The 24088-nt window shown below is 58.6% G+C and carries 27 protein-coding genes and 1 CRISPR repeat array; of the genes, 12 read left to right on the top strand and 15 right to left on the bottom strand.

Translation table 11 applies throughout. The annotated features are described in order from the left end of the window. From MOV14_RS01765 to MOV14_RS01755, 3 genes are all read left to right on the top strand, one after another. A complete protein-coding gene (locus MOV14_RS01765) occupies positions 1 to 879 on the top strand; it encodes an RAMP superfamily CRISPR-associated protein (protein ID WP_318537514.1) in 879 nt (292 codons plus the stop codon). A gap of 269 nt (positions 880 to 1148) precedes the next feature. Further along, positions 1149 to 3218: direct repeats of the CRISPR family, unit length 25 nt; unit sequence GAAGAAGTCAAGAGACAATTGAAAG. Between the two features lie 162 nt (positions 3219 to 3380). Beyond that, positions 3381 to 4400 carry a hypothetical protein gene (locus MOV14_RS01760; protein WP_318537513.1) on the top strand — a complete coding sequence of 340 codons (1020 nt, stop codon included), beginning with the start codon at positions 3381 to 3383 and terminating at the stop codon, positions 4398 to 4400. A gap of 356 nt (positions 4401 to 4756) precedes the next feature. Next, on the top strand, positions 4757 to 5338 hold the full coding sequence (locus MOV14_RS01755; RefSeq protein ID WP_318537512.1) for a hypothetical protein: 582 nt from the start codon (positions 4757 to 4759) through the stop codon (positions 5336 to 5338). A 119-nt stretch (positions 5339 to 5457) separates the two neighbouring features. Here MOV14_RS01755 and MOV14_RS01750 read toward each other — a convergent pair whose 3' ends face one another. After that, entirely contained in the window at positions 5458 to 5607 is a 150-nt protein-coding gene (locus MOV14_RS01750; RefSeq protein ID WP_318537511.1) for a hypothetical protein, read from the bottom strand. Continuing rightward, positions 5594 to 5866, bottom strand: coding sequence for a hypothetical protein (locus MOV14_RS01745; RefSeq protein WP_318537510.1), 273 nt, complete (start codon positions 5864 to 5866; stop codon positions 5594 to 5596). The genes MOV14_RS01750 and MOV14_RS01745 overlap by 14 nt, the downstream gene beginning before the upstream one ends. Positions 5867 to 6094: 228 nt before the next feature. Between MOV14_RS01745 and MOV14_RS01740 the strand changes: the two genes are divergently transcribed. Then, positions 6095 to 6298 (top strand): hypothetical protein, encoded by a 204-nt coding sequence (locus MOV14_RS01740; RefSeq protein ID WP_318537509.1) that lies wholly within the window; start codon positions 6095 to 6097, stop codon positions 6296 to 6298. A 79-nt stretch (positions 6299 to 6377) separates the two neighbouring features. Here MOV14_RS01740 and MOV14_RS01735 read toward each other — a convergent pair whose 3' ends face one another. Continuing rightward, positions 6378 to 8666 carry a hypothetical protein gene (locus tag MOV14_RS01735; RefSeq protein WP_318537508.1) on the bottom strand — a complete coding sequence of 763 codons (2289 nt, stop codon included), beginning with the start codon at positions 8664 to 8666 and terminating at the stop codon, positions 6378 to 6380. A 380-nt stretch (positions 8667 to 9046) separates the two neighbouring features. On the opposite strand from MOV14_RS01735, the gene MOV14_RS01730 reads away from it, so the two are divergent. The 5 genes from MOV14_RS01730 to MOV14_RS01710 all read left to right on the top strand — a co-directional run bounded on the left by MOV14_RS01730 (position 9047) and on the right by MOV14_RS01710 (position 10814). Further along, complete coding sequence (locus MOV14_RS01730; protein ID WP_318537507.1) at positions 9047 to 9199, top strand: hypothetical protein; 153 nt, start codon at positions 9047 to 9049, stop codon at positions 9197 to 9199. 61 nt (positions 9200 to 9260) lie between these two features. Next, a complete protein-coding gene (vapB, locus tag MOV14_RS01725) occupies positions 9261 to 9485 on the top strand; it encodes a type II toxin-antitoxin system VapB family antitoxin (protein ID WP_318538114.1) in 225 nt (74 codons plus the stop codon). After that, positions 9472 to 9870 (top strand): type II toxin-antitoxin system VapC family toxin, encoded by a 399-nt coding sequence (locus MOV14_RS01720; RefSeq protein WP_318537506.1) that lies wholly within the window; start codon positions 9472 to 9474, stop codon positions 9868 to 9870. The genes vapB and MOV14_RS01720 overlap by 14 nt, the downstream gene beginning before the upstream one ends. A gap of 273 nt (positions 9871 to 10143) precedes the next feature. Further along, entirely contained in the window at positions 10144 to 10413 is a 270-nt protein-coding gene (locus MOV14_RS01715; RefSeq protein WP_318537505.1) for an AbrB/MazE/SpoVT family DNA-binding domain-containing protein, read from the top strand. After that, positions 10410 to 10814 carry a type II toxin-antitoxin system VapC family toxin gene (locus MOV14_RS01710; protein ID WP_318537504.1) on the top strand — a complete coding sequence of 135 codons (405 nt, stop codon included), beginning with the start codon at positions 10410 to 10412 and terminating at the stop codon, positions 10812 to 10814. The genes MOV14_RS01715 and MOV14_RS01710 overlap by 4 nt, the downstream gene beginning before the upstream one ends. Before the next feature lie 14 nt (positions 10815 to 10828). Here the strand turns inward: MOV14_RS01710 and MOV14_RS01705 are convergent, their stop codons facing one another. The 5 genes from MOV14_RS01705 to MOV14_RS01690 all read right to left on the bottom strand — a co-directional run bounded on the left by MOV14_RS01705 (position 10829) and on the right by MOV14_RS01690 (position 13955). Beyond that, complete coding sequence (locus MOV14_RS01705) at positions 10829 to 11383, bottom strand: hypothetical protein (RefSeq protein ID WP_318537503.1); 555 nt, start codon at positions 11381 to 11383, stop codon at positions 10829 to 10831. 476 nt (positions 11384 to 11859) lie between these two features. After that, positions 11860 to 12009, bottom strand: coding sequence for a hypothetical protein (locus tag MOV14_RS01700; RefSeq protein WP_318537502.1), 150 nt, complete (start codon positions 12007 to 12009; stop codon positions 11860 to 11862). A gap of 182 nt (positions 12010 to 12191) precedes the next feature. Further along, the gene (locus tag MOV14_RS09925) at positions 12192 to 12314 is read right to left on the bottom strand and encodes a hypothetical protein (RefSeq protein WP_326403748.1); all 123 of its coding nucleotides are present in this window, start codon (positions 12312 to 12314) and stop codon (positions 12192 to 12194) included. 55 nt (positions 12315 to 12369) lie between these two features. Continuing rightward, positions 12370 to 12846 (bottom strand): thioredoxin-dependent thiol peroxidase, encoded by a 477-nt coding sequence (gene bcp, locus MOV14_RS01695; protein WP_318537501.1) that lies wholly within the window; start codon positions 12844 to 12846, stop codon positions 12370 to 12372. Between the two features lie 50 nt (positions 12847 to 12896). Continuing rightward, on the bottom strand, positions 12897 to 13955 hold the full coding sequence (locus MOV14_RS01690; protein ID WP_318537500.1) for an SPFH domain-containing protein: 1059 nt from the start codon (positions 13953 to 13955) through the stop codon (positions 12897 to 12899). A 97-nt stretch (positions 13956 to 14052) separates the two neighbouring features. Here MOV14_RS01690 and MOV14_RS01685 point away from each other — a divergent pair, with 97 nt between their 5' ends. Both MOV14_RS01685 and MOV14_RS01680 read left to right on the top strand, forming a co-directional pair. Beyond that, entirely contained in the window at positions 14053 to 15042 is a 990-nt protein-coding gene (locus tag MOV14_RS01685) for a 2-hydroxyacid dehydrogenase (RefSeq protein ID WP_318537499.1), read from the top strand. 77 nt (positions 15043 to 15119) lie between these two features. Next, the gene (locus tag MOV14_RS01680) at positions 15120 to 15947 is read left to right on the top strand and encodes a hypothetical protein (protein ID WP_318537498.1); all 828 of its coding nucleotides are present in this window, start codon (positions 15120 to 15122) and stop codon (positions 15945 to 15947) included. On the opposite strand, the gene MOV14_RS01675 is transcribed toward MOV14_RS01680, so the two are convergent. Together MOV14_RS01675 and MOV14_RS01670 are read right to left on the bottom strand one after the other, a co-directional pair. Then, complete coding sequence (locus tag MOV14_RS01675; protein WP_318537497.1) at positions 15944 to 16879, bottom strand: metallophosphoesterase family protein; 936 nt, start codon at positions 16877 to 16879, stop codon at positions 15944 to 15946. The two genes, MOV14_RS01680 and MOV14_RS01675, sit on opposite strands and share 4 nt — an antisense overlap. An 8-nt stretch (positions 16880 to 16887) precedes the next feature. Further along, a complete protein-coding gene (locus tag MOV14_RS01670) occupies positions 16888 to 18483 on the bottom strand; it encodes an APC family permease (RefSeq protein ID WP_318537496.1) in 1596 nt (531 codons plus the stop codon). A 295-nt stretch (positions 18484 to 18778) separates the two neighbouring features. On the opposite strand from MOV14_RS01670, the gene MOV14_RS01665 reads away from it, so the two are divergent. Then, positions 18779 to 20248, top strand: a complete 1470-nt coding sequence (locus MOV14_RS01665; protein WP_318537495.1) for a xylulokinase — start codon at positions 18779 to 18781, stop codon at positions 20246 to 20248. Here MOV14_RS01665 and MOV14_RS01660 read toward each other — a convergent pair. The 5 genes from MOV14_RS01660 to MOV14_RS01640 form a co-directional block, all read right to left on the bottom strand. Beyond that, on the bottom strand, positions 20222 to 21247 hold the full coding sequence (locus MOV14_RS01660; RefSeq protein WP_318537494.1) for an alcohol dehydrogenase catalytic domain-containing protein: 1026 nt from the start codon (positions 21245 to 21247) through the stop codon (positions 20222 to 20224). The two genes, MOV14_RS01665 and MOV14_RS01660, sit on opposite strands and share 27 nt — an antisense overlap. After that, a complete protein-coding gene (locus MOV14_RS01655) occupies positions 21244 to 22035 on the bottom strand; it encodes a class I fructose-bisphosphate aldolase (protein WP_318537493.1) in 792 nt (263 codons plus the stop codon). The genes MOV14_RS01660 and MOV14_RS01655 overlap by 4 nt, the downstream gene beginning before the upstream one ends. 204 nt (positions 22036 to 22239) lie before the next feature. Then, positions 22240 to 22545, bottom strand: a complete 306-nt coding sequence (locus MOV14_RS01650) for a nucleotidyltransferase domain-containing protein (RefSeq protein ID WP_318537492.1) — start codon at positions 22543 to 22545, stop codon at positions 22240 to 22242. Continuing rightward, positions 22529 to 22924: a HEPN domain-containing protein gene (locus MOV14_RS01645; protein ID WP_318537491.1), complete on the bottom strand. Its 396-nt coding sequence runs from the start codon at positions 22922 to 22924 to the stop codon at positions 22529 to 22531. Before MOV14_RS01645 ends, MOV14_RS01650 begins: the two co-directional genes overlap by 17 nt. A gap of 437 nt (positions 22925 to 23361) precedes the next feature. Continuing rightward, the gene (locus MOV14_RS01640) at positions 23362 to 24012 is read right to left on the bottom strand and encodes a cyclase family protein (protein WP_318537490.1); all 651 of its coding nucleotides are present in this window, start codon (positions 24010 to 24012) and stop codon (positions 23362 to 23364) included. Positions 24013 to 24088: the final 76 nt, after the last annotated feature.

Here is a 24088-nt window from a genome sequence, read left to right as displayed (position 1 = left end):
GTGGGAGGAGGGAGGGTTTTTGAGGCAAAGTTCATCGGGAGGCTCGTCTTCGAAGCCCGGACGCCTGTCCACGTGGGCGGGGGGAGAGAGGCGAACGTGCTCTACGCCCTCAGGCTACGCTCGCGCAACGCCCTGCTGATACCAGCCAGCACGTGGAAGGGGTCGCTCCGCTTCCTCGCTGAGCGCTTGGCTCTGACTATGCAGATGGAGGAGCTGGAGAGGCTCGCCCTCGAGAAAGTAACGCTCTCGCAGAGCCCGCGGGAGAGCACCAGGGAGCTGCTCGGCGAGTTCGAGAAAGCCCTCAAGGGCGAGGACGCCGGCCCGTTCCGCCACGAGGACGTCATGCGCGTCCTAGAGGAGGTTGGCTACGAGCTCGAGAGGCTGGAAGACGTGCAGGGCGCACTCATCGACTACCTCTCACACCACTGCCCGGTCGGGAGGCTCTTTGGGAACCGCGTTAGAGCGGCCAGCGTCCGCCCCCTCGACACGCTGCTACCCCTCAGGGTGCAGAGCAGGTACGGGGTCGGCATCGACAGGAAGACGGGGACGGCGATGGAGGGGGCGCTCTACAGGGTCGAGACGTCCCTGGCAGGGGTCGAGGTGCCCCTGGTACTCGTTGGCGAGGTGGAGAGTAGGGGTAGCACGCCGTCCAGGCTGCTTGCGTCGCTCCTCGAGGCCGTGGCCGAGGTGGGCCTAGCCGTCGGGGGGAGGAAAAGCGCGGGGCTGGGGCTACTGGAGCTCAAGCGGTCGGAGTTCCACGTCGTGGAGCTTGAGCGGGATGCCGCAACCAGGAGGGGGGCGCTCCTGGGGGATCCCTTCGAGGCACCAGCGGTTGACCTCGAAGGCTTCGCGAAGTGGCTCCGCGGCGACCAGCTCTGAACCCGAAAAACCCCCTAGGGAAACTTAAATTTATTTTCAGCAGTGAAAAATTTCAGGCTATTTAAAGTTTCCTCCGAGAAGACTGAGGTGGAACATAACCGAGTTATCTTATTAATCAAGTTTCATTAACATTGCGAACTTTTAAAATACAGGGAGGGTTTGAAATTACAACCACGGGAAGAGATAAGCCTGAAAACGCGTGTTCGCACGGGAAACGGGAAACGGGTAAAAAAAGAACATTTAAATAGCCCCTCCCACATCGTTTAACGGAAGAAGTCAAGAGACAATTGAAAGAATGAGGCCCCGACCCCGACCAAGCACCGGTGGTGGGAATGGAAGAAGTCAAGAGACAATTGAAAGTCCTGAGTATCCTCAAGGTAAAGCCTGAAGAAATCAAGAAGAAGTCAAGAGACAATTGAAAGTACCTGAGGTTAGGCTCCTCGCCAGGTTGAATATTTTCGCGAATAGGGAAGAAGTCAAGAGACAATTGAAAGTAACTACACTCCTCGCGGCTCCTACGACTTATCAATCAGAAGAAGTCAAGAGACAATTGAAAGTCTTGCCTGCTGGAAGCCACCTTAGGTTGAGGAGGTTCTCCAGAAGAAGTCAAGAGACAATTGAAAGATCGATACTCCCCGAGACCCCCCACGAGTACACGCTCGGCGAAGAAGTCAAGAGACAATTGAAAGAGGTTGGCGTTCGTCTCGGGTGAGCTTGCCACACGCGGGGAGAAGAAGTCAAGAGACAATTGAAAGGCGTAATCTCACTTGCAGACGCTCTTTTCGTAAAACCCTAGAAGAAGTCAAGAGACAATTGAAAGTTTCTCCTCTCCGCTCTCCTCGAAAGACCAATTAGCCCACGGAAGAAGTCAAGAGACAATTGAAAGTGCCGTAGCGGCTCTCGATCATGCGGATGTAGTTCTCAACCTGAAGAAGTCAAGAGACAATTGAAAGGCTCTCACCTGGGTTACGGGTAGGCTTTCATTGACACTATGAAGAAGTCAAGAGACAATTGAAAGTTGCTCTTGCCAGGACTCCTGAGCTTCGATAGGATTTTCTGAAGAAGTCAAGAGACAATTGAAAGGGATATGGTACTATTATCCACACTCATGAGCCATAGCTGTACGAAGAAGTCAAGAGACAATTGAAAGTGTACATCTGCAGCTTGTCCACCGTCACGCTACCGGTCTCATGAAGAAGTCAAGAGACAATTGAAAGGTAATACTGCGCCGGTCACGGAGCCGGTGTGGACGTTTATCCGAAGAAGTCAAGAGACAATTGAAAGTCTCGTATATTGTGAGCAGGAAGCCCTTAGCCCTGGCCTTTATATGAAGAAGTCAAGAGACAATTGAAAGTTTACTTCTGAGCAAGCCTAGCCACCCTTCCGCAGTCGAGGCAGGAAGAAGTCAAGAGACAATTGAAAGAAGGGGAATAAGTGTTGTAGTGGTAAGGAGAGTGAAGTGGCCTGAAGAAGTCAAGAGACAATTGAAAGACGTTCACCTTGCCCGTCTTGGTGAAGGGTGACATGCCGGTGAAGAAGTCAAGAGACAATTGAAAGCCCACCCCTCGCCATGCCGTATATCATGGACTCTCCGTAGGAAGAAGTCAAGAGACAATTGAAAGTTTTGCGTTCACGGGACCTTCACCTCTAGGACTTCCAGCACATGAAGAAGTCAAGAGACAATTGAAAGTCGATTGTGGGGGCCCACTTGTCCAGTTGTTGCCTGTTCTTGTGAAGAAGTCAAGAGACAATTGAAAGAGATCAGCGGGTCGTTGGGGGGTTTCGTTGATCATTGGGGGAAGAAGTCAAGAGACAATTGAAAGCTTTATCAGCACAAGTGTGCGCCTGCGATTCTTAGCCGAAGAAGTCAAGAGACAATTGAAAGCTCCTCTCAGGGACATGCGTCGCCCACCACAGCTTAGCGAAGAAGTCAAGAGACAATTGAAAGTTGTTGGTGCTGGCGGCAACTTGAACTCTGGTGGTGGTGAAGAAGTCAAGAGACAATTGAAAGACGGTAAGCCAGCCTCCGGTGTTTGTGCTCGAATCGATGAAGAAGTCAAGAGACAATTGAAAGATACGTGATTTCGCCTCTCTCCTCGATCACTTTCAGCGCGAAGAAGTCAAGAGACAATTGAAAGGAACAAAATGATCGGGTCGGTCCCCGAGGGAGCGGGACCTAGAAGAAGTCAAGAGACAATTGAAAGATTTTAAACCGCTTTTTCAAAACAGAGATTTATTTACGTTTAGAAGAAGTCAAGAGACAATTGAAAGCATTTCAGCCCAGAGAACCATGATGTTGTGCTTTGGAGCTAGCGAAGAAGTCAAGAGACAATTGATTGGTTGTATATTGGGTTTAAGCTAGGTGAGTTTTTCTGATGGATCCCTAAAAATATGAATTTTAGCTTGCCAAGGGTATTGTCTGCTCTAGCTTTTATATGTGAAGTGTTGATACGAGGTCTTAGAGAAAAATTTTATATTCTTTTAGGTAAGTAAAAACTGCAATGAGCATCCGAGATTTTGACGAAGTGGACAAGGCAATCTGGAAATACAACAAAATTACCTATGAACCAGTCTTCTGGGATTACGTTCACAAGTTCAGTGGTGGGTTAAGGGAAGCAATTCGTGACAGCTCACACGAGGTGGATATTGTAAGGAAAGTTGTGCATCAGCTGCGAGGATTTGAGGTAAGAGGGCGTAATGGCGTGACGCTTTCAACTAGCACCGCTTTTATTCATGGGAAGATCATGGCTAGTTTTGATTTCAAAGGAGACAATGTTAGAAGGGAGCTTGGTGATTTGATATTCATCCTTTCTGTCGTCTATAGGAACCTAATATTTTTTGAGAAGCTCACGATATCTCAAGCAAAGGTAACGAGAAACGGTGTGTGGGATCTGTCGAATGAGGCTCAGCTTTACCTGCTTTCACGCTTTCCGCCCTTCAAAATAAGTGGGCGGGGCAGAGAGTACCGTCTGCCTAACTATACCTATACCTTAGGTTCATACACTCTATTTGACCTTAGAGAAAATGACCTCGTTTACATCAGCGCGCGTCTCCTTGATGACATTGTTAGTGCCAACGATTCGAGAGTAGAAAGAGTGAATAGAGAAGATTTATTTTGGTGTGATTATTACTCATTGTATTTACGTTACCATCGCAATTGGTATGTACCTTGGCTATTAGATCTACCTACTTTTATACCCCCACCCCTTTTAAGCGGAGAAGTTCTAGGCGTTTCTCTCTGTTCATTAGACGCCTTCGGATTTGCGTCCAACTTCCTCAGGGGCTTCGTAGGAGAGCCAGCTTTCTCTGCTATGGGATACTATAACTGTAGTATAGCCAGTTTTCTGCAGAAGTTGATATCATACTTCAAAGGAAAGAAATGTTTCGAGGATTTTGTTCAGCTTTTTACGCGGTATGATTATCCATACGATGTCCCTGACCCTGAGGGTATAGAGATAGAAGAAAGGGGTGGAGAAGGTGGAACCGGGATCATATATACAGTGATAAACCTTGGTGAGTAGGTGAATTGGAGCTAACTATTTTTCGGGTGTGTTTTTTCTCAGATTTGCTTCCATACTTAGGGTATGGCTGCTCCTATGCTCTCTCCCAGCATAACTGGAGATGTACCTGTGCGATGCACGTTGATGGTCTAAAGAAAAACTTCTCGCGTGAGGGGTTGTGGCAACTGGTCGCGGTAAAGGTTAAGTGGTGCATTCGGTGCTTAATGTGGGAATGAAGCTGGAAGGATTAGCAAGAAGCCTCCCTTTGTTGGCGACCCCAAGCGTTAGTCAATACCAAGGGGAAGCCCTATGCTGAAGCTTGAGGTTAAGGGGTTTGAAGCGTCTATGGCATAAGCTTCATGACCGAGTGATGCGGTGTGAGCTGTGGTATGGGCGGCAGGGTTGAGGCGCTGAGGGAGCGGTATAGGCCGTCTAGGGTGGTGGTGCTGATGGTGGGTGAGTCTCCGCCGGCGGGCGGGAGTTTCTTCTACGCGCATGGGGGCTCTAAGCTGGGGCGGGCGACGAGGGAGGCGTTCGAGGAGGCGTATGGGGTGAGGTTTGGCAGCTACTCGGAGTTCCTGGAGTTCTTCAGGTCTCGGGGGTTCTTCCTGGTGGACCTGCTGGGCGGGAGGGGTAGGCGTGTCGGCGAGGCGCCGGAGGGGGAGCTGGCGGCGGCTGTGCAACGGCTCGCGGGGCTTGTCGGGGAGCTTAGGCCCAGGCTGGTGGTGGCCGTGCTGTGCAGGGTGTGCGACCTCGTCGAGGAGGCTGTCCGGCTCGCGGGCCCGGGGGTGCCTGTTGTGTGCCTCCCGTTCCCTGCGAGGAGCAGGGGCAGGTACGTGAGAGGCCTCGTCGAGGTTCTTCGCGCCCTCGAGGAGGGCTCCACGCCAGCGGGCGAGGGCTTCTGCTCGGGCAGGAGGAGCCGCGGCCTGAGGGGTTTGGCGCCCGGCGCGCCCCACTGAGCGGTGTCAGTCTAGGAGCCCCCTTGGGCTCCAACCTCGGGATCCCGAGGTTGTTGGAGGAGACTATCGCCTGCGCCCCGGGCGAGGGAGCTGCTGCTTGAGGGTGAGGCTTCCCGGGTCTACGAGTGGCCATAATCGAGTGGATTGTGGAGTCCGTCACGCCCCCTCGGCTTGCCGCTTCTCAGGGCTCCGAGAAGCCTCTTGCACTCCTCGCTTCTACTGCGCGAGGGCATCACTTCGAGGAAGATATTTGTGTCAATCAGGTGCACCGCCCAGCAACCTTGTTGTCCAGAGGTGCTTGATCCTGTGCTGGAGCTCCGCGGAGTCTAGGTCGATGTCGGCGAGGGCGCCGCTGATGGCCTCAACGGGGTCTCCCTCGAGGGCCTCAGCCCCCTCGACGTGCGAGACCCACATGCGTATGGCCTCTTCGAGGGCCTTGCTGATCGAGCCTCTGCGGTGCCCGAACCTCTTCATCGCCAGCTCCCTGAACCTCTTCTCCAGCTCCTCGTCGATGCGGGCCCTGATCACGCTTCTAGAAGGCCTTGCTTTCCTTTAAGCTTGGCGCGCGTCTGCGGCGGGAATGAGTTGAGACTTTTACCAGGCGTAAAGTGCTGGGTTTATTTTGGTGGGCTTTCTTCTGCGCGGTGGGCGGGGCTGTGACCCTCGTGCGCGGGTAGGTAAGGTTCATAGGCTAGCTCGCTGTTCACCTCAATGGTTTAGGTGCTCGAGCGGCTTGCGGAGAGGCTCTGGAGGCGTGTGGCTCGGCGGCGTTGGCTGAGTAGAGGCGCTCCCACGAGGGGCGCGGCGGAAGTCGCCGAGAGGGAGCTGGGTGGAGGCACAGTGGACTCGATTGTGGGGCTCGGGCTGCAGTCCGGCCACATCTGGGAGGGCGAGGACCTGGTGGCGGCGCTGAGGAGGAGGGCCGAACAGACCTCTCCCAGGTCTTGGCGTGGCTCTTAAAGCTCCACGTGGGACCTGCGGGTGCTTCGACGCATGCTGTGAGGGGGCGTGCCGCTCAGCTGAGCCTGCGGCCGGCGCTCTACTTTCTCCGTTGGGAAGGCTCTGGGGCGTGTTCGCGCGCTTTTCGTTGCGCCGAGGTGTGGGCGAGCCTGATGGCTAGTAAGCCCGCTAGGGTGACTAGGATCAGGCCTGCCAGCGCGGACACTGGCTCAGCCCAGCTGGGGGTTTGACCCGCTGTTTTCTCGAGCTTCCAGATGGCCCTGACCCGTAGGGGGCTGTTCACTGTGATGTTGAGCGTGGGTTGCCGTGAGGCTGTTTCTCCGTTGACTTCCCAGGCGTAAAACACCCACTTGTGCGTTGTGTTCTCCGGCACCTCGGTTGGTGCGATCGATATTCTTGCCGTGGAGCCAGCCTCGTACCAGCCTGCCCCCGTGGTTGCGCCTTTCTCCGTGGTGACCTCGACTAGGTAGAGGGTTCTCCACCGCGCCGTGAGGGTGCGGTTCGAGCCGGCGAGGAAGCTGTAGCGCGACTGCGTGCTGGCTAGCTCGGGGCCCTCGTACCAGCCTGAGAACGCTCTACGCGTCCCGTTGGGTAGCTCGATCAGTGTTGGCTGTACCTCGATGGTGGCGTTTTCCCCGGCGTTGTACCAGCCTGTGCCGATCGGTTGCCCGTACTCGCTTTCAGCCAAGATGTAGTAGCGAGGCCCCTGCTCCTTCCTGTGCAGGGGGTTAGCTAGCTCTCCTCTTATGTAGGCTCTGTAGGCTTCTCCCCAGCCGTCGTTGACGTCCCAGAATATCCAGATGCCGAGTAGCCTACCGGGAGTGTCAACGAGGCTAAGCTTGCCTTCCACCCCGCTGACCCACTCTTCCACGGTGCTCGCGTTCCAGTAGCCTGTCACGATGACCTGCTTTCGGGTTGCGTTCTGGTAGAGGGAGAGCTTGACCGGGTCGTAGAGCTCAGTCACGAGGGTCGCGTTGAGCCTGTCGAGCACCCCGAATATACCGGATGAGTTGGCTTTCTCTATGAAGGGCTGGTCTATCCAGAGCCATACCTTCTCCCTCTCAGCGTCGCCTAGAGAAAGGTAGAAGCCCTCGAGCTCGCCTGGGTTCATCGCCCTCCCCTCCCAGCCGTACCAGACAGCCACCGCTAGCGTGGAGGAGAGGTTTAGCAGGTGCTTCGAAACGGAGAGGAGGGCCGTGCTCACTCTGCTTCCCGGGATCAGGTACTCCCACTCGTCTCCGTACTCCCACTTCGGCAGCACGAGGTAGAGCACTCTCAGGCGCGCGAGTTGCGCAAGCTCGTCGATGAGCCGTGCGTTAAACCGGAACACCTCGGTGTCGCTCAGCGGGACGACGAGTATGGCGAAGTCGTACCCCGCTGAGGATATCACTCTGAAGTCGTTTTCGATGAATCTCCTGTAGTCGCTCAGGTTCGACTTAGTGTAGAAGTATATCCTGTCCCCGTACTTCTCCCTCCAGTAGGGGGAGGACGCGCCGCTGGGGAGGATGTAGACGATCCCCGCGCCCGTGAAGTAGGGGCTTGGCGAGTCAGGGGTGAGCCTCACCTTAGCGCCGTAAAACCTGTTAAGCACAAGCTCCAGCGCGTACGCGAAGCCGAAGTTGTCTCCGAACCCGTTAGCGGAGACCTTCACGAAGTACCCTTCACAGACCTTCACGGCGCACGGGTCGAGCAGCCTACTGCCTCCGAGCTCAGCGGCACCATAAGCCTCGTACTCAACACCCTTAAGCCTGCTCTCGTCGAAGGGCCTGAAGCTTCTCAGCGATTTGAAGCTTGGGATATACCTTGCCCCCAGCTCCGTGGGCCTCGTGACGGCTCCCCCGTCTACGGCGACGGTGACTTGCCGGCCGAGGAAGCTGTTCTCAATGCCGGGCCTGTGGACTTTCGAGCCGTTGGCATAGCCGATGTAGTAGAACTCCCAGTCACCCGTCCACACGACGACTCCCCCGCCTCTAATCCACTGTAGCGCGAGCGAGTTTGAACTGCCGTTCCACACGGTGTCCGGGGCTACGTCGCTCGTGAACACGACCACGCCGGTCTCTCGAAGCATGTAGTCCCTAAGCTCCTCGGCGTTGAGGATTCGGTACGGGATACCGAGCCTGTCAAGGGTCTTCCTGATGTTGGCCGCGATCTCCCTTGGATTGACCCAGTTGCTCGGGTAGCGTTCGTCGAAGTAAACTGCCAGCGCCCTAGTGGCAACTTTTGTGGGCACACCTTCAGCCCCGCTAACTCTGCCGGGCTCAGCGAGCACAGGGGGGCTCGAGAGGGGGCATGGCATGAGGAGCCAGGCGGTGAGGAGAGCGAGAACTAGAATGAAAAGGGGAGTTTTCATCATGCTTGTAGCCTCCATGAGTACCGGAGGTTTTCAGCAATATAAATAAGCATCCTGAGACTCGGGTGAAGGGGCTACTGGAGCTCGAGTGCCTTGGAGTCGTGAGGATGGTTCTCACGTACCTCGCGGGCTTCTCCTGAACTTCAGCCTCCACGGGTAGTGAGCGCATCGTAGGTCACGGGTGGAAGTCGCGAGGGCCGCAGCGGAGTACTTCGAGAAGATATGGGCACACGCAGGGGGGCTAGGATACCAGCGGGGCCGCTCGCGCCACTTCTAGGCGCCCAGCCTGGTCAGCTTAGATCATGTTCTGCGCCCAGAGGGCTCCGACCAATACTAATTACAACAAAAAATAATAAAAAAGATGAATTACTGGTCGGCCGAGCCCAGGGCCCGCCCGGGTGCCACGAGTTCCTCTTCAACTCCTGGACAGGTTGAGGGCTAGCGGGAGGAGGATAGCTAGGAACACCTTCGGCTGCCCTGCTTCGTTGCACACCACCGACGCTTGGCTGATGACGAGCTCTCTGAACGAGCTGGTGTTACGAGCTGGTTGACCATATGGTTTATTAATGAGTCTACCATCGTTGTGCCTAAGGGGTGAAGGGCTTGAGCGCGGTGTTTAGCGTGAAGATTAAGAGGGAGGTCAAGGAGAAGATGGAGAGGTACAGGGATAGGGTGAACTGGGCTGAGGAGGTTAGGAGGTTCATCGAGGAGACCATCAGGAGGCTGGAGGCTGAGGAGAACTTCGAGGACGTCCTGAGGAGGCTGGAGGGGGCGCGCTGGCAGGTGCCTGGGGGTTACTCAGCCGCCCTGGTGAGGGAGGATCGTGATAGTGGTTGACGCGTCCGCCCTGGTGGCGTTCTTCCTCAGGGAGGAGGGCTGGAGGGGGCTGGCGAGGTACATGGTTCGGACGGTCTCGGTGGATCATGCGGTGAAGGAGTTCTACAACGCGGTGTGGAGGAGCGTGAGGCTCAGGGGGGTTATCAGCCTCGAGGAAGCCAGGGAGATCATAGGGCTCTTCAACTCCTACCGCGAGAAGAACATGGTTCTGGAGCCCGAGGAGAGGTACGTGGGGCGAGCGTTCGAGATCGCGGTTGAGCACGGCGTAACGGTCTACGACTCGCTGTACCTGGCTCAGGCGCTGCACCACGGTAAGCCCCTCTTATCGCTAGATGAGAGGCAGAGAGCTGTGGCATCCTCACTGGGATTGGAGGTAGTGCCCTAGGCCTCTAAGGCTGCGCTCAAGTGGAGATTCAAGATGGTCTGCTCCCACCCTGGGAACCGACCAAATAAGGTATAAAACATGCTAAAGGCGGTGGTGAGCCTCTCTTGACTTAGGGTTGCAGGCGCCTGCCAGCATTACTGGGTTGGGGTTGAAACGCAGAACGATGAGTGGCTTAACGTGTGCTAGCTGTTCCCGCACCTTCCAGTGTACGCGGGCTGGTTGATGGAAAAAGATATAATTGTCAAAGCGAGTTTTACTGCAGGTGAGCTGGGTTTGACTCTCAGACTGAAGGTCGGGAGGAAAGGCTACGTGATACTGCCTAAAGCCGTCCGCGAGGCGGTGGGAATAGAGGAGGGGGACGAGGTCATCGTGGAGGTCGGCGAGGGGATCGTGCTGAAGCCGGTCCGCAAGAAGGTGGACGTCGAGGAGCTGAGGAGAGTCCTGAGGAGGCACTGGGAAGTGTTGAAGGGGGTTCCTGGCAGGAGGGAGCCGGCGCCGGGCGAGCTGGCTGGTAGCTACCTCGAGGAGGAGTTCGAACAATGAAGGTGTTTGTGGACTCCCCGCTCCTCATATATCTCAACACGGTAGCGGAGCCTGGAGCGAGGGCCCAGTACGAGAGCTTCTACCTAGACCTTCTGTCCAGGTACAGTCCTTACACTGATGTCTTGGTCCTCGATGAGCTGATCTATGTGTCCAGGACAAAGTACGGCGTCCCGTATAGCGTCACGCTCGACTTCGTGGAGTCTATTGTCCTGCCTTACGTGCGCGTGCTCAGCCTAGGCGAGGAGGAGTACAGGCAGGCCGCGAGGCTCCTCCCCGAGTACAACGTAGAGCCCTCTGACGCGCTCCACCTGGCGGTTGCGTTGAACAACGGCATCGGCCTTGTTGTCAGCGAGGATAGGGACTTCGACAGGGTTCCTCTGGTCCGGAGAGTCTGGCTCTAAAGCCGCGCAAAAGGCTAAGCCCCGAGCCCTCGGGGCTCTGGCACCTTTCCCGTGCTAAGTGGCGAGGGGTGCTGGGGCTCGGGTAGCGTGGCGTTGGTTGAGTCAGGCGCGGCTTGGGAGGCGAGCAGGCTGTACACGTCGTCGATGAGCCTCTTGACCTTCTTCAGCTCCTCCTCGAGCCACTCGGCCGTGCAATCGCCGTCGTAGAGGCACCGGATGTGCAGCTTCTGCTCCCTGGCCGCGAACCTGTCGCTGAGGTTCATGTCTCTGACCTGGGGGTTCTTGGACTCGAGCTCCTCCAGCTTGTCCCTCTTCATCTTGTAGGTTTTGATGTCCTCGGGGTCGTAGCCGTAGGCTGTGAGGAGTGCCTCGACTGCCTTCACGCTGGCGTTCCAGGCCTTCTCCGCGGCGTCCCTTACGAGTACGCTTCGCTTTTGCGCGTCTGCCTCGCTGCGCGCCTTTGCTAACTCGTCGAGCGAAGCCTCGTAGAAAAGCTCGGCTTCCTCTAACAGGATGCTCATGGCTTTATCACGCCTCGACTCCGACGTAAATCTTGTAGCAGTAGTCATTACGACATTATATGCGTTGAAACATATAAGCCTGACACGTGGTATGGCTCCTCCTTTTCTGCCCCCACTGGCCCCCCTTAAATTTTTCGTCATCCTTCTTCGGCCTCGGGGTCGCCCCACGGGGGCGGCGCATCGCCCGCTGCGGGCCTGCCCCCTCTCGGGGCCTCCGGGGAGGAGCAGCCGGCGGCCGCCACGCCTCAGCGGCAGCGGCGGCCAACAGCCCTACCCGTTACAGGCGGTGCTTCAGGGGTTTATCTCCCTTTCGCTGTGAACGCTGAAAGTGACCCACTCGAGCACCTCCCAGGAAGGTGCAGAGGGCTTAAAAGCGGGCACCGGCTGGTGAAGGCGTTGCCGGAGGTGGGACACCTACCACTGGTACAACGTGTGGACAAGCAAAGGGAAATATGGGTGCGACTGCCTCTTCCGCGCCTACGGCTACGTGCGCAAGGCGAAAATATGCTCGCACATCGCCACCGTCATGCTGCACCGGAGGCAGCTGAGGCTCCGCGCCGAGTGAGCCTCAAAGCGGCATCGCCGCAGGCCAGCTCCTCGAGGCTGTAGCCGAGCAGCACAAGCAGTCCGCAGGCCCTCTCCGTCAGGTAGACGTAGCGCGCATCGCCGACCACCGCCTCCCTGACGAGGCCAGCCGTGCGGAGCCTCTCCAGCGCAGCGGCGATTTGCCTGGTGTTTCGGGTGCCGAAGGCCCTGCTGAGGGGCTTCGGATCGCGGAGCTGTGTCAGTGTATCTCAAAAGAAAGGTTCGCTTTTGAGTTACTCGGCGTCGCGCTTGCATCATGGTGGCCTTTCCTTCAGGCGGGCTGCTTCCCGGAGAGGGCTTTCTCCAGCCGGTCGAGGGTTTTCCTCATCTCGTGGAGCTCCCACGCGATCCAGACGGCGACGATGAAGAGGAGCAGGAGATCGCTGCCGTCCACTTCTTGCTCCCGTGTTTCCCGGCGGTGAGGTTCCATATAAACGTTCGCTGCGCGCTCACCCGGGCTTTGAGGCGAGCCTTCTTAGCTCCTCGAGGACTTCCCTGGCGTGGTCGTCGACCTTGACGTTTGTCCAGGTTTTCCGTATGATGCCCTCGGGGTCTATCAGGAATGTGCTCCTTATCGTCCCCTCTGCCTCGCGGCCGGCCACCTTTTTCCTGCCCCAGGCGCCGTACTGCTCGATGACCTTGTGCTGGGGGTCGCTAAGGAGGATGACCTTGAGGCCGTGCTTCTCGCGGAATCTCCTGTGGCTTTGGGGGCTGTCCTTGCTCACGCCGACCACCGCGGCGTTAAGCTTCTCGAACTCCCCGATGAGCTCCGTGAACTCGAGGGCCTCGCGGGTGCAGCCCGGCGTGTTGTCCTTCGGGTAGAAGTAGAGCACGAGCCACCTGCCCCGGAAGTCCGAGAGGCATACCTCGCGCCCCGCGTCGTCCTTCAGGCAGAACTCGGGCGCCTTGTCGCCGGCTTTGAGCATGCTAGCTTAGCTCGCCGGCGGGTTAAAAAAGTTGCCTCGTGCTTCTGGGGCTACCCTCGGGTGGTTGAGCCGCCCTGGCCGGGCTGGAGGATGACTGGGACGGACTGGCCCGCGGGGGTTACAACGATGACGCTCGCTCCGGTCTTCGCGACCTCCTGGAGGCCGAGGAGGTAGAGGTATATCCTCGCCAGCTCGGTGTCGTTGAACTGGGACACGACCAGGAGCATTGCCGCGCGGGTTGCGTTCGCCCTCAGGAGGAGGCTCTTGGCCTCAGCCTGGGCCACGGTTAGGGTTGCGTTCGCCTGGGCCTCGGCCTCGAGCACCCTCCTGGTGTAGTTCGCCCTCGCCAGCTCCTCGATCCTCTGTCTCTCGTACATAGCCTTTATGGCCTGCTGCTGCGCCGCGATCTTCTGGTTGATCGCCGTGGTTATCTCCTGCGGCAGGATGAAGTTGAGGATGTTGACCTCAAGGACCCTGACCCGCCCGGCGAGCTTGCTCTCCCTGCCGACGGCGTCGAGGTATGCCTCCTGGATCCGCCTGGAGATCACGTCGCGGTTCGTGATGAGCTCGTCGAGGCTGACCTTGCTGATCTCGTCCCTGATCACCTGCCTCATCAGCGGGACCATGATCCTGTCGTCGTAGTCCACGTTGGGGAAGTCCCTGACGAGCTGGTCGAACGTGCTGGGCTCGAGCTGGTACCTCACGACCACCTCCACCGTGACGCTGACGCCGTCCCGGGTGAGGACGGTCGGCGGAGCATGCACCCACTCCTTTACGGCCGCCTCGGCCTGGGCGAACTCGATCGTCTCGACGGCCGTTGTGTCCCTGACCGTGTAGGCCCACGGCGCCTTTAGGAACACGGCGGGGCCCTGGATCGGCTTGGAGACCGTGCCGAGGAGGGGGTCGACGACCACCGCCACCTCGCTGACGCCGAGGGTCGAGACGGAGGCCGCGAGGAGGGCGAGCGCGACGACCGCGGCGAAGATGACTACCAGCAGGAGGGTGCTCCTTGGCTGCCTTACCTTGATCCGGACGGGGGTTTCCACGCCTCCCACCGCTATTCCGTCAGAGCGCGCTGTATATAAGCTCGCTTCAGGGCGAGCTCCCATAGCGGGGCAACCGAGCGTACTAAGCTTTAGGCTTTACAGCGCCACCTGGGGGGTGCTTGCTTGAACCTTTAAATTGCTGGGGCGGCTTGGTATCTGCGTGAAGCCGAAGGTTTACCTGTCGTGGAACCCACTGGAATGGGAGCAGGGTATCCTGCGGAAGGTCCTCGGGGACCACACCGTGGTTTCCTGGCCGTCGCTCGAGCCTGAAGGCTACCGCGACGCCGAGGTGGCGCTGATCGTCGGGGCGCCTAGCTTCCTCGGCTCGATGGAGCTCCTGCGCTTCATACAGGTGAGGAGCGCGGGTGTGGAGCCGGGTGTCCTGGAGCTCGCCTGGGCTAGGGGGGTGCCCGTCGCGTCGAGCAAGGGCTGCAACGCTCGCGCGGTGGCGGAGATGGCTTTCGCCCTCCTGCTCGCGCTCGAGAAGAGGGTCACCCTGCAGGACAGGAAGCTGAAGTCCGGCGAGTGGGTTCCGTACGCTCGGGAGACGCTGGTCGGGGACCTGGAGGGCAAAACCATGGTCATCCTCGGCTTCGGGGGAATCGGCCGGGAGGTTGCCAGGATCGCTGAGGCGTTCGGCATCAGGGTGGTCCCGGTCGCCTCGAGGGAGAGGCAGGAGGGGAAGTGGAGGGTGCTGGGCGTCGACAAGCTTGTCGAGGTCGTCAGGGACGCCGACTACCTCGTGGTCACGCTGCCCCTGACGCCTAGGACGAGGCGCCTGGTGGGGAGGGAGGTGCTGTTCAGCATGAAGAGCACCGCATTCCTGGTGAACGTGGGCAGGGGCGAGGTGGTCGACGAGGAGGCTCTCTACGAGGCTCTAGCCACGGGGCGGATAGCTGGAGCCGGTCTCGACGTGTGGTGGAGGTACCCTCCCGACCCCTCAGCCCCGTCCCCGAGGGGTGTCCACAGGCTCGAAAACGTGGTAGCCACCGCGCACAAGGGTGGGTGGACCAGGCTCTCACTCGAGAGGTGCCTCAGGTTCTCAGCCGAGAACGTGAAGAGGTTCCTACTCGGCGTGGAGCCGCTGAACCTGATACGCCCGGGGAGTGGTACTAGTGCGGCTGGTTGTGAACTGTGGCTAGTCGTGTAGCGGGTTCAAGGAGAGAGGTTAGAAAAAGTAATAAGCTGAGCAAGCGCATTTTTGTCCTGACAGGAGGGGGTGAGATTTTGTCGAAGCGAGTATCCCTGGCCCCGCAGGAGTTCGCCGAGTACGTGAAGGGTCTTATCCGCGAGGCCCAGAGTGCCGGGGTGATCTTGCGGGCTATGGGCGCGGTCGCGATTTACATCCGAGTTATGGGGGATCAGCCCTGCCTAGACCTCTACCGTGCTATTGGTAGGTTCTCGGACAAGGAGTTCGCTTTTACTGATCTCGACCTGGTTGGCCTGAAGAAGCAGAAGAGCCTCATTGAGAGGTTTTTCGCGGAGAGGGGCTTTAAGCCGGACTACTACGTGAACGCGTTTTTCAGCGACCGAAGGCTCATCTTCTCCCATCCCGAGAACCTTTTCTCGCTCGACGTCTTCTTCTCTCCGCTTGAGTTCAGCCACGTGGTAGACCTCGGCAAAGACCCCGAGAGCACGCGCCTCCTCCTGGAGGACATCACTCTGTCTCCGGCGGATCTCTTGTTGCTTAAGCTTCAGATCCACGACATTAACAGGAAGGACTTAGCCGATATGGCCGTCTTGCTCGCCTGCCACGAGACCTCTCTCTCCGATGAGCCAGGCAGGCTGAACGCTAGGAGAATAGGGGAGGTCTTAGCGGACGACTGGGGTTTTTGGTACGACGCGACGAACAACATGAACGCTTTGAGGCAGTTTATAGGCGAGTACGTCTCGAGGGCGGACTTCGCCGACCACCGACAGCTTCTCGAGAGGGCGCTGAAGAACCTGGACTTCATCGCGAAAACTGTCGATGAAACGCCTAAGACCAAGGACTGGCTCAAGAGGGCAAAGATAGGGACGAAAAAAAGATGGTATAATGTGGTCGAGGAGGTTTAGCCCTTGATCAGGTTTACTCCTTTAACTCTGTCTTTGTCCAGCGTTATGAGGGCCGCGTAGAGTATTCCCTCGTTGTAAGCGCTCCCGGCGTTCACGATAGTTGTTCTACCGATCTTTTCGATGCTCCTCGACTCGTGTATGTGCCCGTGCAGGCCCAGGAGTGGCTGGTGCCTTTCGATGAACTCCCTTATGCTAGCGCATCCCACGTGCTCCATGACTATGCCTCCTCCGCTTATGACTGGCTTAAGGTCCTCGTCGAGCTTAGGCGCTAGGTCTAGAGTCGTGCCGTAGGGCGGGCAGTGTGCGTTGAAAATAAGTCTGGAGTAGTCGCGCACGCCGCTGAGAAGCTCTGACAGCTCCTGCCTCATTACATCCTCCTCGACGTCTCTAGGGCACTTCCAAGGAGTGATGTTGGTCTTGTCGTACCCGAATAGCAGGTAGTCGCCGAGCTCAACTACCCTCCGAGCGTGGTTGATGAAGACGCCGCTTTTCTCGATAGCGGCGTCGACTGTGTAGGGGTCGTCGTTGCCGGGCATCATGTAGACTTTCACGCCGCTTTCCCCGAGCTTGGCTCGGGCAAAGTCCGCCCATTCGAGGATTCTCTTGGCCATCAGCTCCTCAAGGACTTTGTCGAGCACTTCGTCGAGCTTTTCGAGCTCTGAGGGGTCTTCGACTATGTACTCGTAGAACCCGTAGGATGTCACCTGGTTTATGAGGTTTTTCAGCTCTTCCCCGCTCTTGGCCTCGTATCTTGTGCCGTAGATTTCAGTCTCGTACTTGCCGTCTCGCTTGACGATCGGTGCTATTCCCTTGCCGGTTATGTCTCCTCCGATGACGACGGCATCAGCCTTGTAGATGAGGGATGCATTGATCAGCTTCTTGAACATGAGTGTGGAGCCGTGGAGGTCGCTGGCGTATAGTAGCTTGATCATCTAAACCACTACTCGACCGGTATCTCCTTGTAGAGCGTGGAGATGTCGATGCCCTCCTTCCTTAGCCTGTACCAGCGGACGATGTAGTACCAGGGTATCGGGAGGAGGAACACCGCGAGGTTGAAGAGGAAGGAGAGCCACTGGAGCCCTCCAAGGGCCGGGGCGGTGATGGCCGAGTAGGCTACCCAGGCGTGGAGGACCGTTGCGGTTAAGCCGATAACCGTGATGAAAGGTACGCCTGCGATCCTCCTCTTGGCGAGCGCGGGGAGCGTCTCGAATATCTGCTTGTTCCTGAAGGGTAGCAGGGCGCTGCCCAGTGCGACGATGATGAGTGCTAGTTGCATGAAGAAGAAGGTGTTGACGATCATCACCTGGTAGGAGGCGAGGCCGACAAGGAACATCAGCGGTATGGCAACTATGCTGAGCGCGATGATGTTGTAGATGGGGGCACCCCTCTTTACCTCCCGTAGCCACTGAGGGGCTAGCCCGTCCACAGCCCAGGCGAAGACGTTCCTCGAGACGATAAGCAGGTTGGGGGGCGTGAGGTAGATGCCGCTGGCTAGCCATCCTATTGCGATGAGGAGTATGAGTAGCTTGTCCTCGGTCATCAGGAAGGCGTAGTTCTGCGGGTAGGGAGGGAACGGTAAGGGGTACTTGTCTGGATGCCACTGGTAGAGCCACGTGAGCGCGGAGTGCGCTTCGTAGCCGAGCACGTTGTACACGGACTGGCCTAGGATGACGTACCACGCTCCCATGACGAAGAGGCCTCCCACGATTCCTATCCAAGCGTTCCTCTTCACCTCCTTGATCTCACCCGCCACGTAGGCTGGGAAAGCGGCCCAGCTGTAGTTCTGGAACGGGAATACTAGGGCCATGAGGGTTGCGGGTATTGAGATGGTGAGGCCCGTGAAGCCCAGCGAAGTGGCTAGGCTCAGTATCCTCTCGGGGGTCGTGCCGTTTGCCAGCTGAGCGAACTTGCTCGCGATCGTGGAGGAGGGGGTGGCAAAGCTGAGTGCTATGAAGACTAGGCTGCCGAGGAGGCTTAAGCCGAAGAACACCTTCAGGAACCAGGAGAAGACCCTCATCCCGTACACTATCAGGACAGCATAGAGCACTAAGGCCAGTATACCTATTATCATCGAGCCTTCGAAGCTTGAAGCCCACTCAGCTAGGCTTTGCATCCCTAGAGCTTGGAAGAACGTCCCCAGGAAGAAGGGCCCAGTCGTCTGGAGGTTCATCGCGTACCAGTTCAGCATGACGAATGTTAGGAAGAAGTTCACCATGAAGCCAATTATGGGGTGGTAGGCTCTGCTGAGCCAGACGTAGTCGCCGCCGGATCTAGGCATCGCTATGACCCAGAGTGTGTACACTACTGCGATGGGTAGAACGGCGAAGATCCCGAGGAAGTACGAGAGCGACAGAAGGGCTCCCGCGAACATCGCCGCGCCCCAGGTCCAGGCCCAAAGGACTCCCTGCGGTGGGCTGCACATGGCGACGTTGAGGTTGAGGGTGTCGAAGGCTCCGAGGCTCCTTACAAGACCAGAGGCTCTCCGGTACTTCACTTCAATTTTTCCGCTCATCGGTATGTCGGTTAACTCTACCATATTTAAGCTTTTTGTGTGATATTTAGAAGCATCTATTCTTTAATGATATCAATGTAGAATGATAAAACATCATATGTAAAAATTTGAAGTATGGTAATTGTTTACCCGCTCTCACTGGATGTTTGAACAGTTAACGGAGAGGATAAAGAGCCCCTTTGATTTAGGAGACGTAAAGGTTCATCCCGTGGATCGCGCAGTTATTGATACCCATATTTCAAAGTCCAGCACGATGATTAACCAGTTTTACTCCGAGTCGTTTTTAAGATTTTTCCGGTTTGTTGAAATGGTGACCCTTTTGAGTGATTCAATTGTAGTGGGGGTCGATATTGGGACCAGCAGCATCAAGGTCGAGGCCTTCGATAAGACGGGGACCAGGCTATGGAGTGGGCGCGAGCCCCTAGAGGTGGAGTCGCCGAGAGATGGGTGGTTCGAGCAGGATCTGAGGGCTGTCTACTGGAAGGTGGAGGGGCTCCTGCGGGAGCTGTTCAGGAGCGTCCCCGCGCGCGTCGTTCTAATGGGCCTCAGCTCAACCTCGCCCGGCTTGGCCGTATTGGACTCGCGCGGCGAGCCTGTGGGTAAGTCGATCCTCTGGATGGACAGGAGGGCTGTCGAGGAGGCACGAGAGATCGAGCGGAGGCTGGGCCTGGAGCACGTGTACAGGAGGACTGGGCTGAGGGTGGACCCGATATTCACGGCGGCGAAGATCCTCTGGTTCCTTCGGAACTCCCCGAGGCCCGAGGCGAGTTTCTTCGTCCAGCCCAAGGACTACGTCTTCCACAGGCTGACGGGGGAGAGGCTCACGGACTACAGCAGCCTGAGCGAGACGCTCCTCTACACGCTCGACGGCACCTGGTTCGCGGAGATGCTGGACCTCCTGGGGGTGAGCGAGGACTCCTTCTTCGCGCCGGAGGAGTCGACCCGCGTATACCCCCTCAGGGGGGATGTGGCTGAGAGGCTTGGCGCCACCGGACGCGAGGTATACGTGGCGCTCGGAGGCGTGGATAGCGCCTGCGCGGCGCTCGGCTCTGGAGGGGTGGCGAGCAGCGTCGTCGTCGACACGACTGGCACCTCCGCCTGCCTGGACCTGGCCACCGAGAGGCCCGTGGTGGACCGGCTGATGAGGTTCGAGAGCTACAGGCACGTGGCTCCCGGCCGCTACCTGCTCGAGGCGTGCACTCCGACTGGGGGAGAGGCCTTGAGGAAGGCGCTGGAGCTCGTCGGCGACCCGGGTGGTAGCCCCGACGCTCACCTCGACAGCCTGGAGCCCTCTGGCCTGCTCGTCCTGCCGTTCCTCTCGGGGTCCAGGAGCCCCGACTGGAGGCCCTGGCTGAGGGGCGCGGTGTACGGGTTATCGCTGGCGACGCGCAGGAACGACCTGGTCAAGGCGTTCATGGAGGGCGTGGCTCTGTGGGAGAGGGCTGTGCTCGAGTCTGTGGAGGAGCTGGGCTTCCGCGTAGGGGAGGTGAGGGCGGTCGGCGGGGGAGCGACGCTGAACTGGGCGAGGATCAAGGCGAATGTGACTGGGAGGAGGTTCGCCATACCTGCGGAGAGGGAGGCCTCAGCCCTCGGGGCCGCGCTGCTGGCGGGGGTGGGCTACGGGGTCTACCGCGGAGTGGAGGAGGCTGTCGGAGTGGTGAGGGTGGAGAGCGTGGTGGAGCCGGACGAGGGGGTGCGGGCCAAATATGAGCGCGTTTACTCGGCGTTCAGGGCTCTCTGGGAGATGCTGGGGAGCGCGGAGCTAGGGCTTGATCATGATCTTCATTGAGGAGCTCTTGTCCTGCCACGCTTTGATCGCCTCGTGGAACTCCGCCAGCGGGAACCTGTGGGAGATGAGGCGGAGCAGGTTGACCCTACCACTGGCTATGAGGCTGAAGGCCTTCTCGTACTCACGGTACGTGTAGTTCGAGCTGCCAGTGAGCACCAGCTCGCCGTAGTGGATGAGGTTTGTGTCGATCGTGAAGTTCGAGGCCCCCTTGGGTAGGCCGGCGAATATCGACACCACCCCGGTCTTCGAGGCGATGCTCATGGCCGTGCTGAGGGTCTGCTGGTTGACCACGGTCACGAACACCGCGTCCATGGCCCCCGCGAGCGCCCTAGCGGGGTCCTCCTCCTGAACGTTGACGACACGGGTGGCGCCTATCTCCTCTCCGAGCCTGAGCTTCCAGTCAGTGAGCCCTATTAGCATCACCTCGTCCGCGCCGTAGATCCTGGAGAGGGCTACGTGCTTCAAGCCCATCGGCCCGTCCCCTATCACCGCCACCCGCTTGCCGGGCCTGACCCCCGCGAGCTCCACGTCGTGAAGGACGCACGCGAGGGGCTCTGTCATGGCGGCGGCCTCCAGCGGAACACCGTCCGGCACCAGGAACACCAGCCCCCTCTCGACGAAGCGCCTAGGCACGCGCACGTACTCCGCGTGGCTGCCGTCGACCTGGAACCCGAAGGTTATCGGGCTCTCGCAGAGGTTCTCCCTCCCGGCCCTGCAGAACCTGCACTTCCCGCAGTAGGCGTCAGCCGGCACGTTGACCCTGTCCCCGGGGGCTACGCCCTCAACCCCCTCTCCAACCTCCTCCACCACCCCCGCGAACTCGTGGCCCAGGACGACCGGGAGCTTAGCCGCGGAGCTCCCGTACATGTAGGTCTTTATGTCCGTCGGGCAGAGGCCGCTGGCCTCAACCTTGACCGTTATCTCCCCGGGGCCCGGCTCGGGGTAGGGTATATCCTCGACGCGCAGGTCACCGGGCCTGTGGAGGACCGCGGCTTTCACCTCGAGCCACCCAGAATCCTGCTCGCCTCCTCAATGGAGGCCCCCTTCTTCACGATTGCCGCCACAGCCTTCACCATGAGCTCGGGGTTGTCCCAGCCCCACACGTTCCTCCCCATGCACGTGCCGATCGCCCCGGCGTCCATCACGGCCTTCACGAACCTGAGGACGTCTAGCTGGGAGTTTAGGCGGGGGCCGCCGGCCGCCACGACGGGGGCCAGCGAGTACCTCACTATCTTAGGGTAGTAGCTCTCATCCTTCGGGAAGAACGTCTTCACTATGTCGGCCCCCTCCTCGCTTAGGATCCTGGCGCCCTGCCTCAGCAGCTCAGCCCTCTCCTCCTCCTTGGCCTTGCTCCACGGCTCAGCCTCCCCTATGACCGGGAGGCCGTAGTACGAGGCCTCGTCGACGACCTCGCCGAAAGCCGTCAGCATGTCGGCCTCCTTCGGGTGCCCGATGGTCACGGTGAACACCACCGCGTCCGCACCAGCCCTCACGGCCTCGAACACCGTTCCAACCAGCCTCTGGTCCTGGACGTCCGGCGACGTCACGGTGGCCCCGCTAACCCGGTAAACGACGCCGGCTCTGCCAGCGACGAGGTCCGCGACACGCTTCAGGAGCCCCCTCCTGACCAGCAGGGCGTCAGCGCCACCCGCTATGAGGGCCGACACGAGGTTCCGGAAGTCCTCCAGCTGCGGGAAGTAGCCCTCAATGCCGTGGTCTATTGGGACGATAACAGTCTTCCCCTCAGGGGGGACGATCCTCCTCAAACGAAGTAGCTTGCTTTCCATTTCAACCGAGTGTGGCAACGAGCTGGGTGGTTAAATATGCTTCTCAAAAAGCCTCATTAATTTCTCCTCGGAGCCTTCTACTCGAGGACCCGACTAGCGCCCGGCACCATCGCGCACCGAGTCGGTGCAAGCTAAAGCCAATTGAGATTCCCCGACAGGTGGATAAGCGCGCGTCGCTGAGCAGAAGTGGCTTGAGTGTTGCCTCTACACCTTCACCAGCTCGCTTTCCGGTATGAACCTCCTGTACCACTCCGTGTAGAGTCTCCTCGTTACCACGTGTAGCTCGACTGGCGCGTCGACCCTCTGGTACACCCTGGTCATGATCTCGTACTTCCTGTCCACTTTCTCGGTCACCACCAGTATGTCTATGTCGCTCGCCGCGGTGTAGTCGCCCCGGACGACTGAGCCGAACACGTAGACCTCCGCCTCCGGGTCTACCTCGAGCACAACCTTCTTCACCTCCGCGGCCACCTCCATGTACTTCTCGAGCGCCTTAAGCTCCCTCGACAACCCGCATGAACACCTCTTTAACGAACCTCATCAAATCCCTTGCCTCAGCCTCCTCGTAGGTGATCGGGAGGTAGCGCGAGGCGATGTAGGCCTCCTCAAGCCTGGCGATGTAGTGCAGCTTCCCCACGTCTTCGACGAGGGCCAGCACGCCTTCGTCCACGCTGCCAAGCTCCCTTATTAGCCTCCTAAGCATGCGCGTCCTCGGGTACGTGCCCTTAGCCACGAGTAGCCTGTACTTGAGGATGAGCTGGCAGTACTGCTCCAGGTTGAAGACGGCTAGGTCGTACTCCCCTTCATCGAGGAGCCTCTCTGCGTTGCGCAGAAAGGAGTGGGCCCGCCTCCTCAGCAGCTCCGCCTCTTCAAGGGGCAACGCCAACACCTAAGCAAATACATGTCTTTCACGTATATAAGCGCCTCAGGTCACCCCGTGCACCTGCGCACCTGGTGCCTGAGGCTAACGCATAGGTACACGCCCGCTTAAAGTTCCAGGGCTGCTGGAGGCCCGGCTTAGGGAAGCTTCCCCTAGCTCAAGCTTACATTGTTTTTCAACTGCCCTAGCTGAGGTTGCCCCATGGGCTTGGTGTACGTCGACGGCGTCGTCAAGCACTGGAGCGTGAGGTGAGGGCGAGTCCCCCTCGACTTAAGCCAGCCACACCCTCTCCTGGCGATTTCAATAATCACAGAAGTAATATCACCATGGTGATATTGCGGTTGTGATACTAATCTTTCCATCAGGCGATGCCATTTCACTAGAAGTCAGGAGACGGGCGCTCGAGGGGTCGGTCTGGACGCCTCAGAGGTCTCTGCCCGTGGTGCCTACTCCTCGAGCACCGCCACCGCCCTGACGGGGCTCGCGGAGCCGCCGAGGATCTTCAGGGGGAAGCCTGTAAACTGGAACCTCCTCCCCAGCAGCTGCAAGAGGTTCGTGAGGTTCTCGTATATCACGACGCCGCTGGGAAGCAGGGTTTTGTGGGCGGGGAAGGGGGGCTGGTCGATGCTCGGGGCGTCCGTGCCCACCGCATTCACGCGCTTCTCAGCGAGGAGGCGGGCCGCGTCCCCGCCTAAGCCGGGGTGGTCGAACCACTCGGGCGTGCCAGCCTTGGAGTCGTAGCCCGTCAGGAAGAGCACAACCCAACCCGGCTCAAGCTTGTCCAGTGTTGCGCCCATCCTTTCCCGTAAGGTGCCGGCGGTGACCACGGCTCTGGGGGGCAGGTCCCGCAGGTCCACGACCACACCCTCCCCCGTGAACCTCTCAAGGGGAACCTTGTCCACGGTTTCGGCTCCTTCGACGAAGTGGGCTGGCGCGTCGACGTGCGTGGACGTGTGCTCGTCGAACTGGAGGAGGTTCGAGTAGTAGCCGTGCTCGCGTATCGTCGTCCAGGTGTGGACGATGGGCGTGGGGTACCCCGGGAAGACAGGCGTCCCCGACCTGATCTCCATGGTAAGGTCTATAATTTTCTTTGTCATTGAGTGGCATTTCACCTCACTGGTATTTGGACGTAACGCGTTAGCTGGCCTCTGCGCTATCATGTAGTAAGGAAAG

Origin of the sequence: Infirmifilum sp. NZ (assembly GCF_022693705.1) — an archaeon.
Lineage (GTDB): Archaea > Thermoproteota > Thermoprotei > Thermofilales > Thermofilaceae > Thermofilum.
Note: the sequence above shows the minus strand (reverse complement) of the source record. Positions and strands in the feature narration are given on the sequence as shown.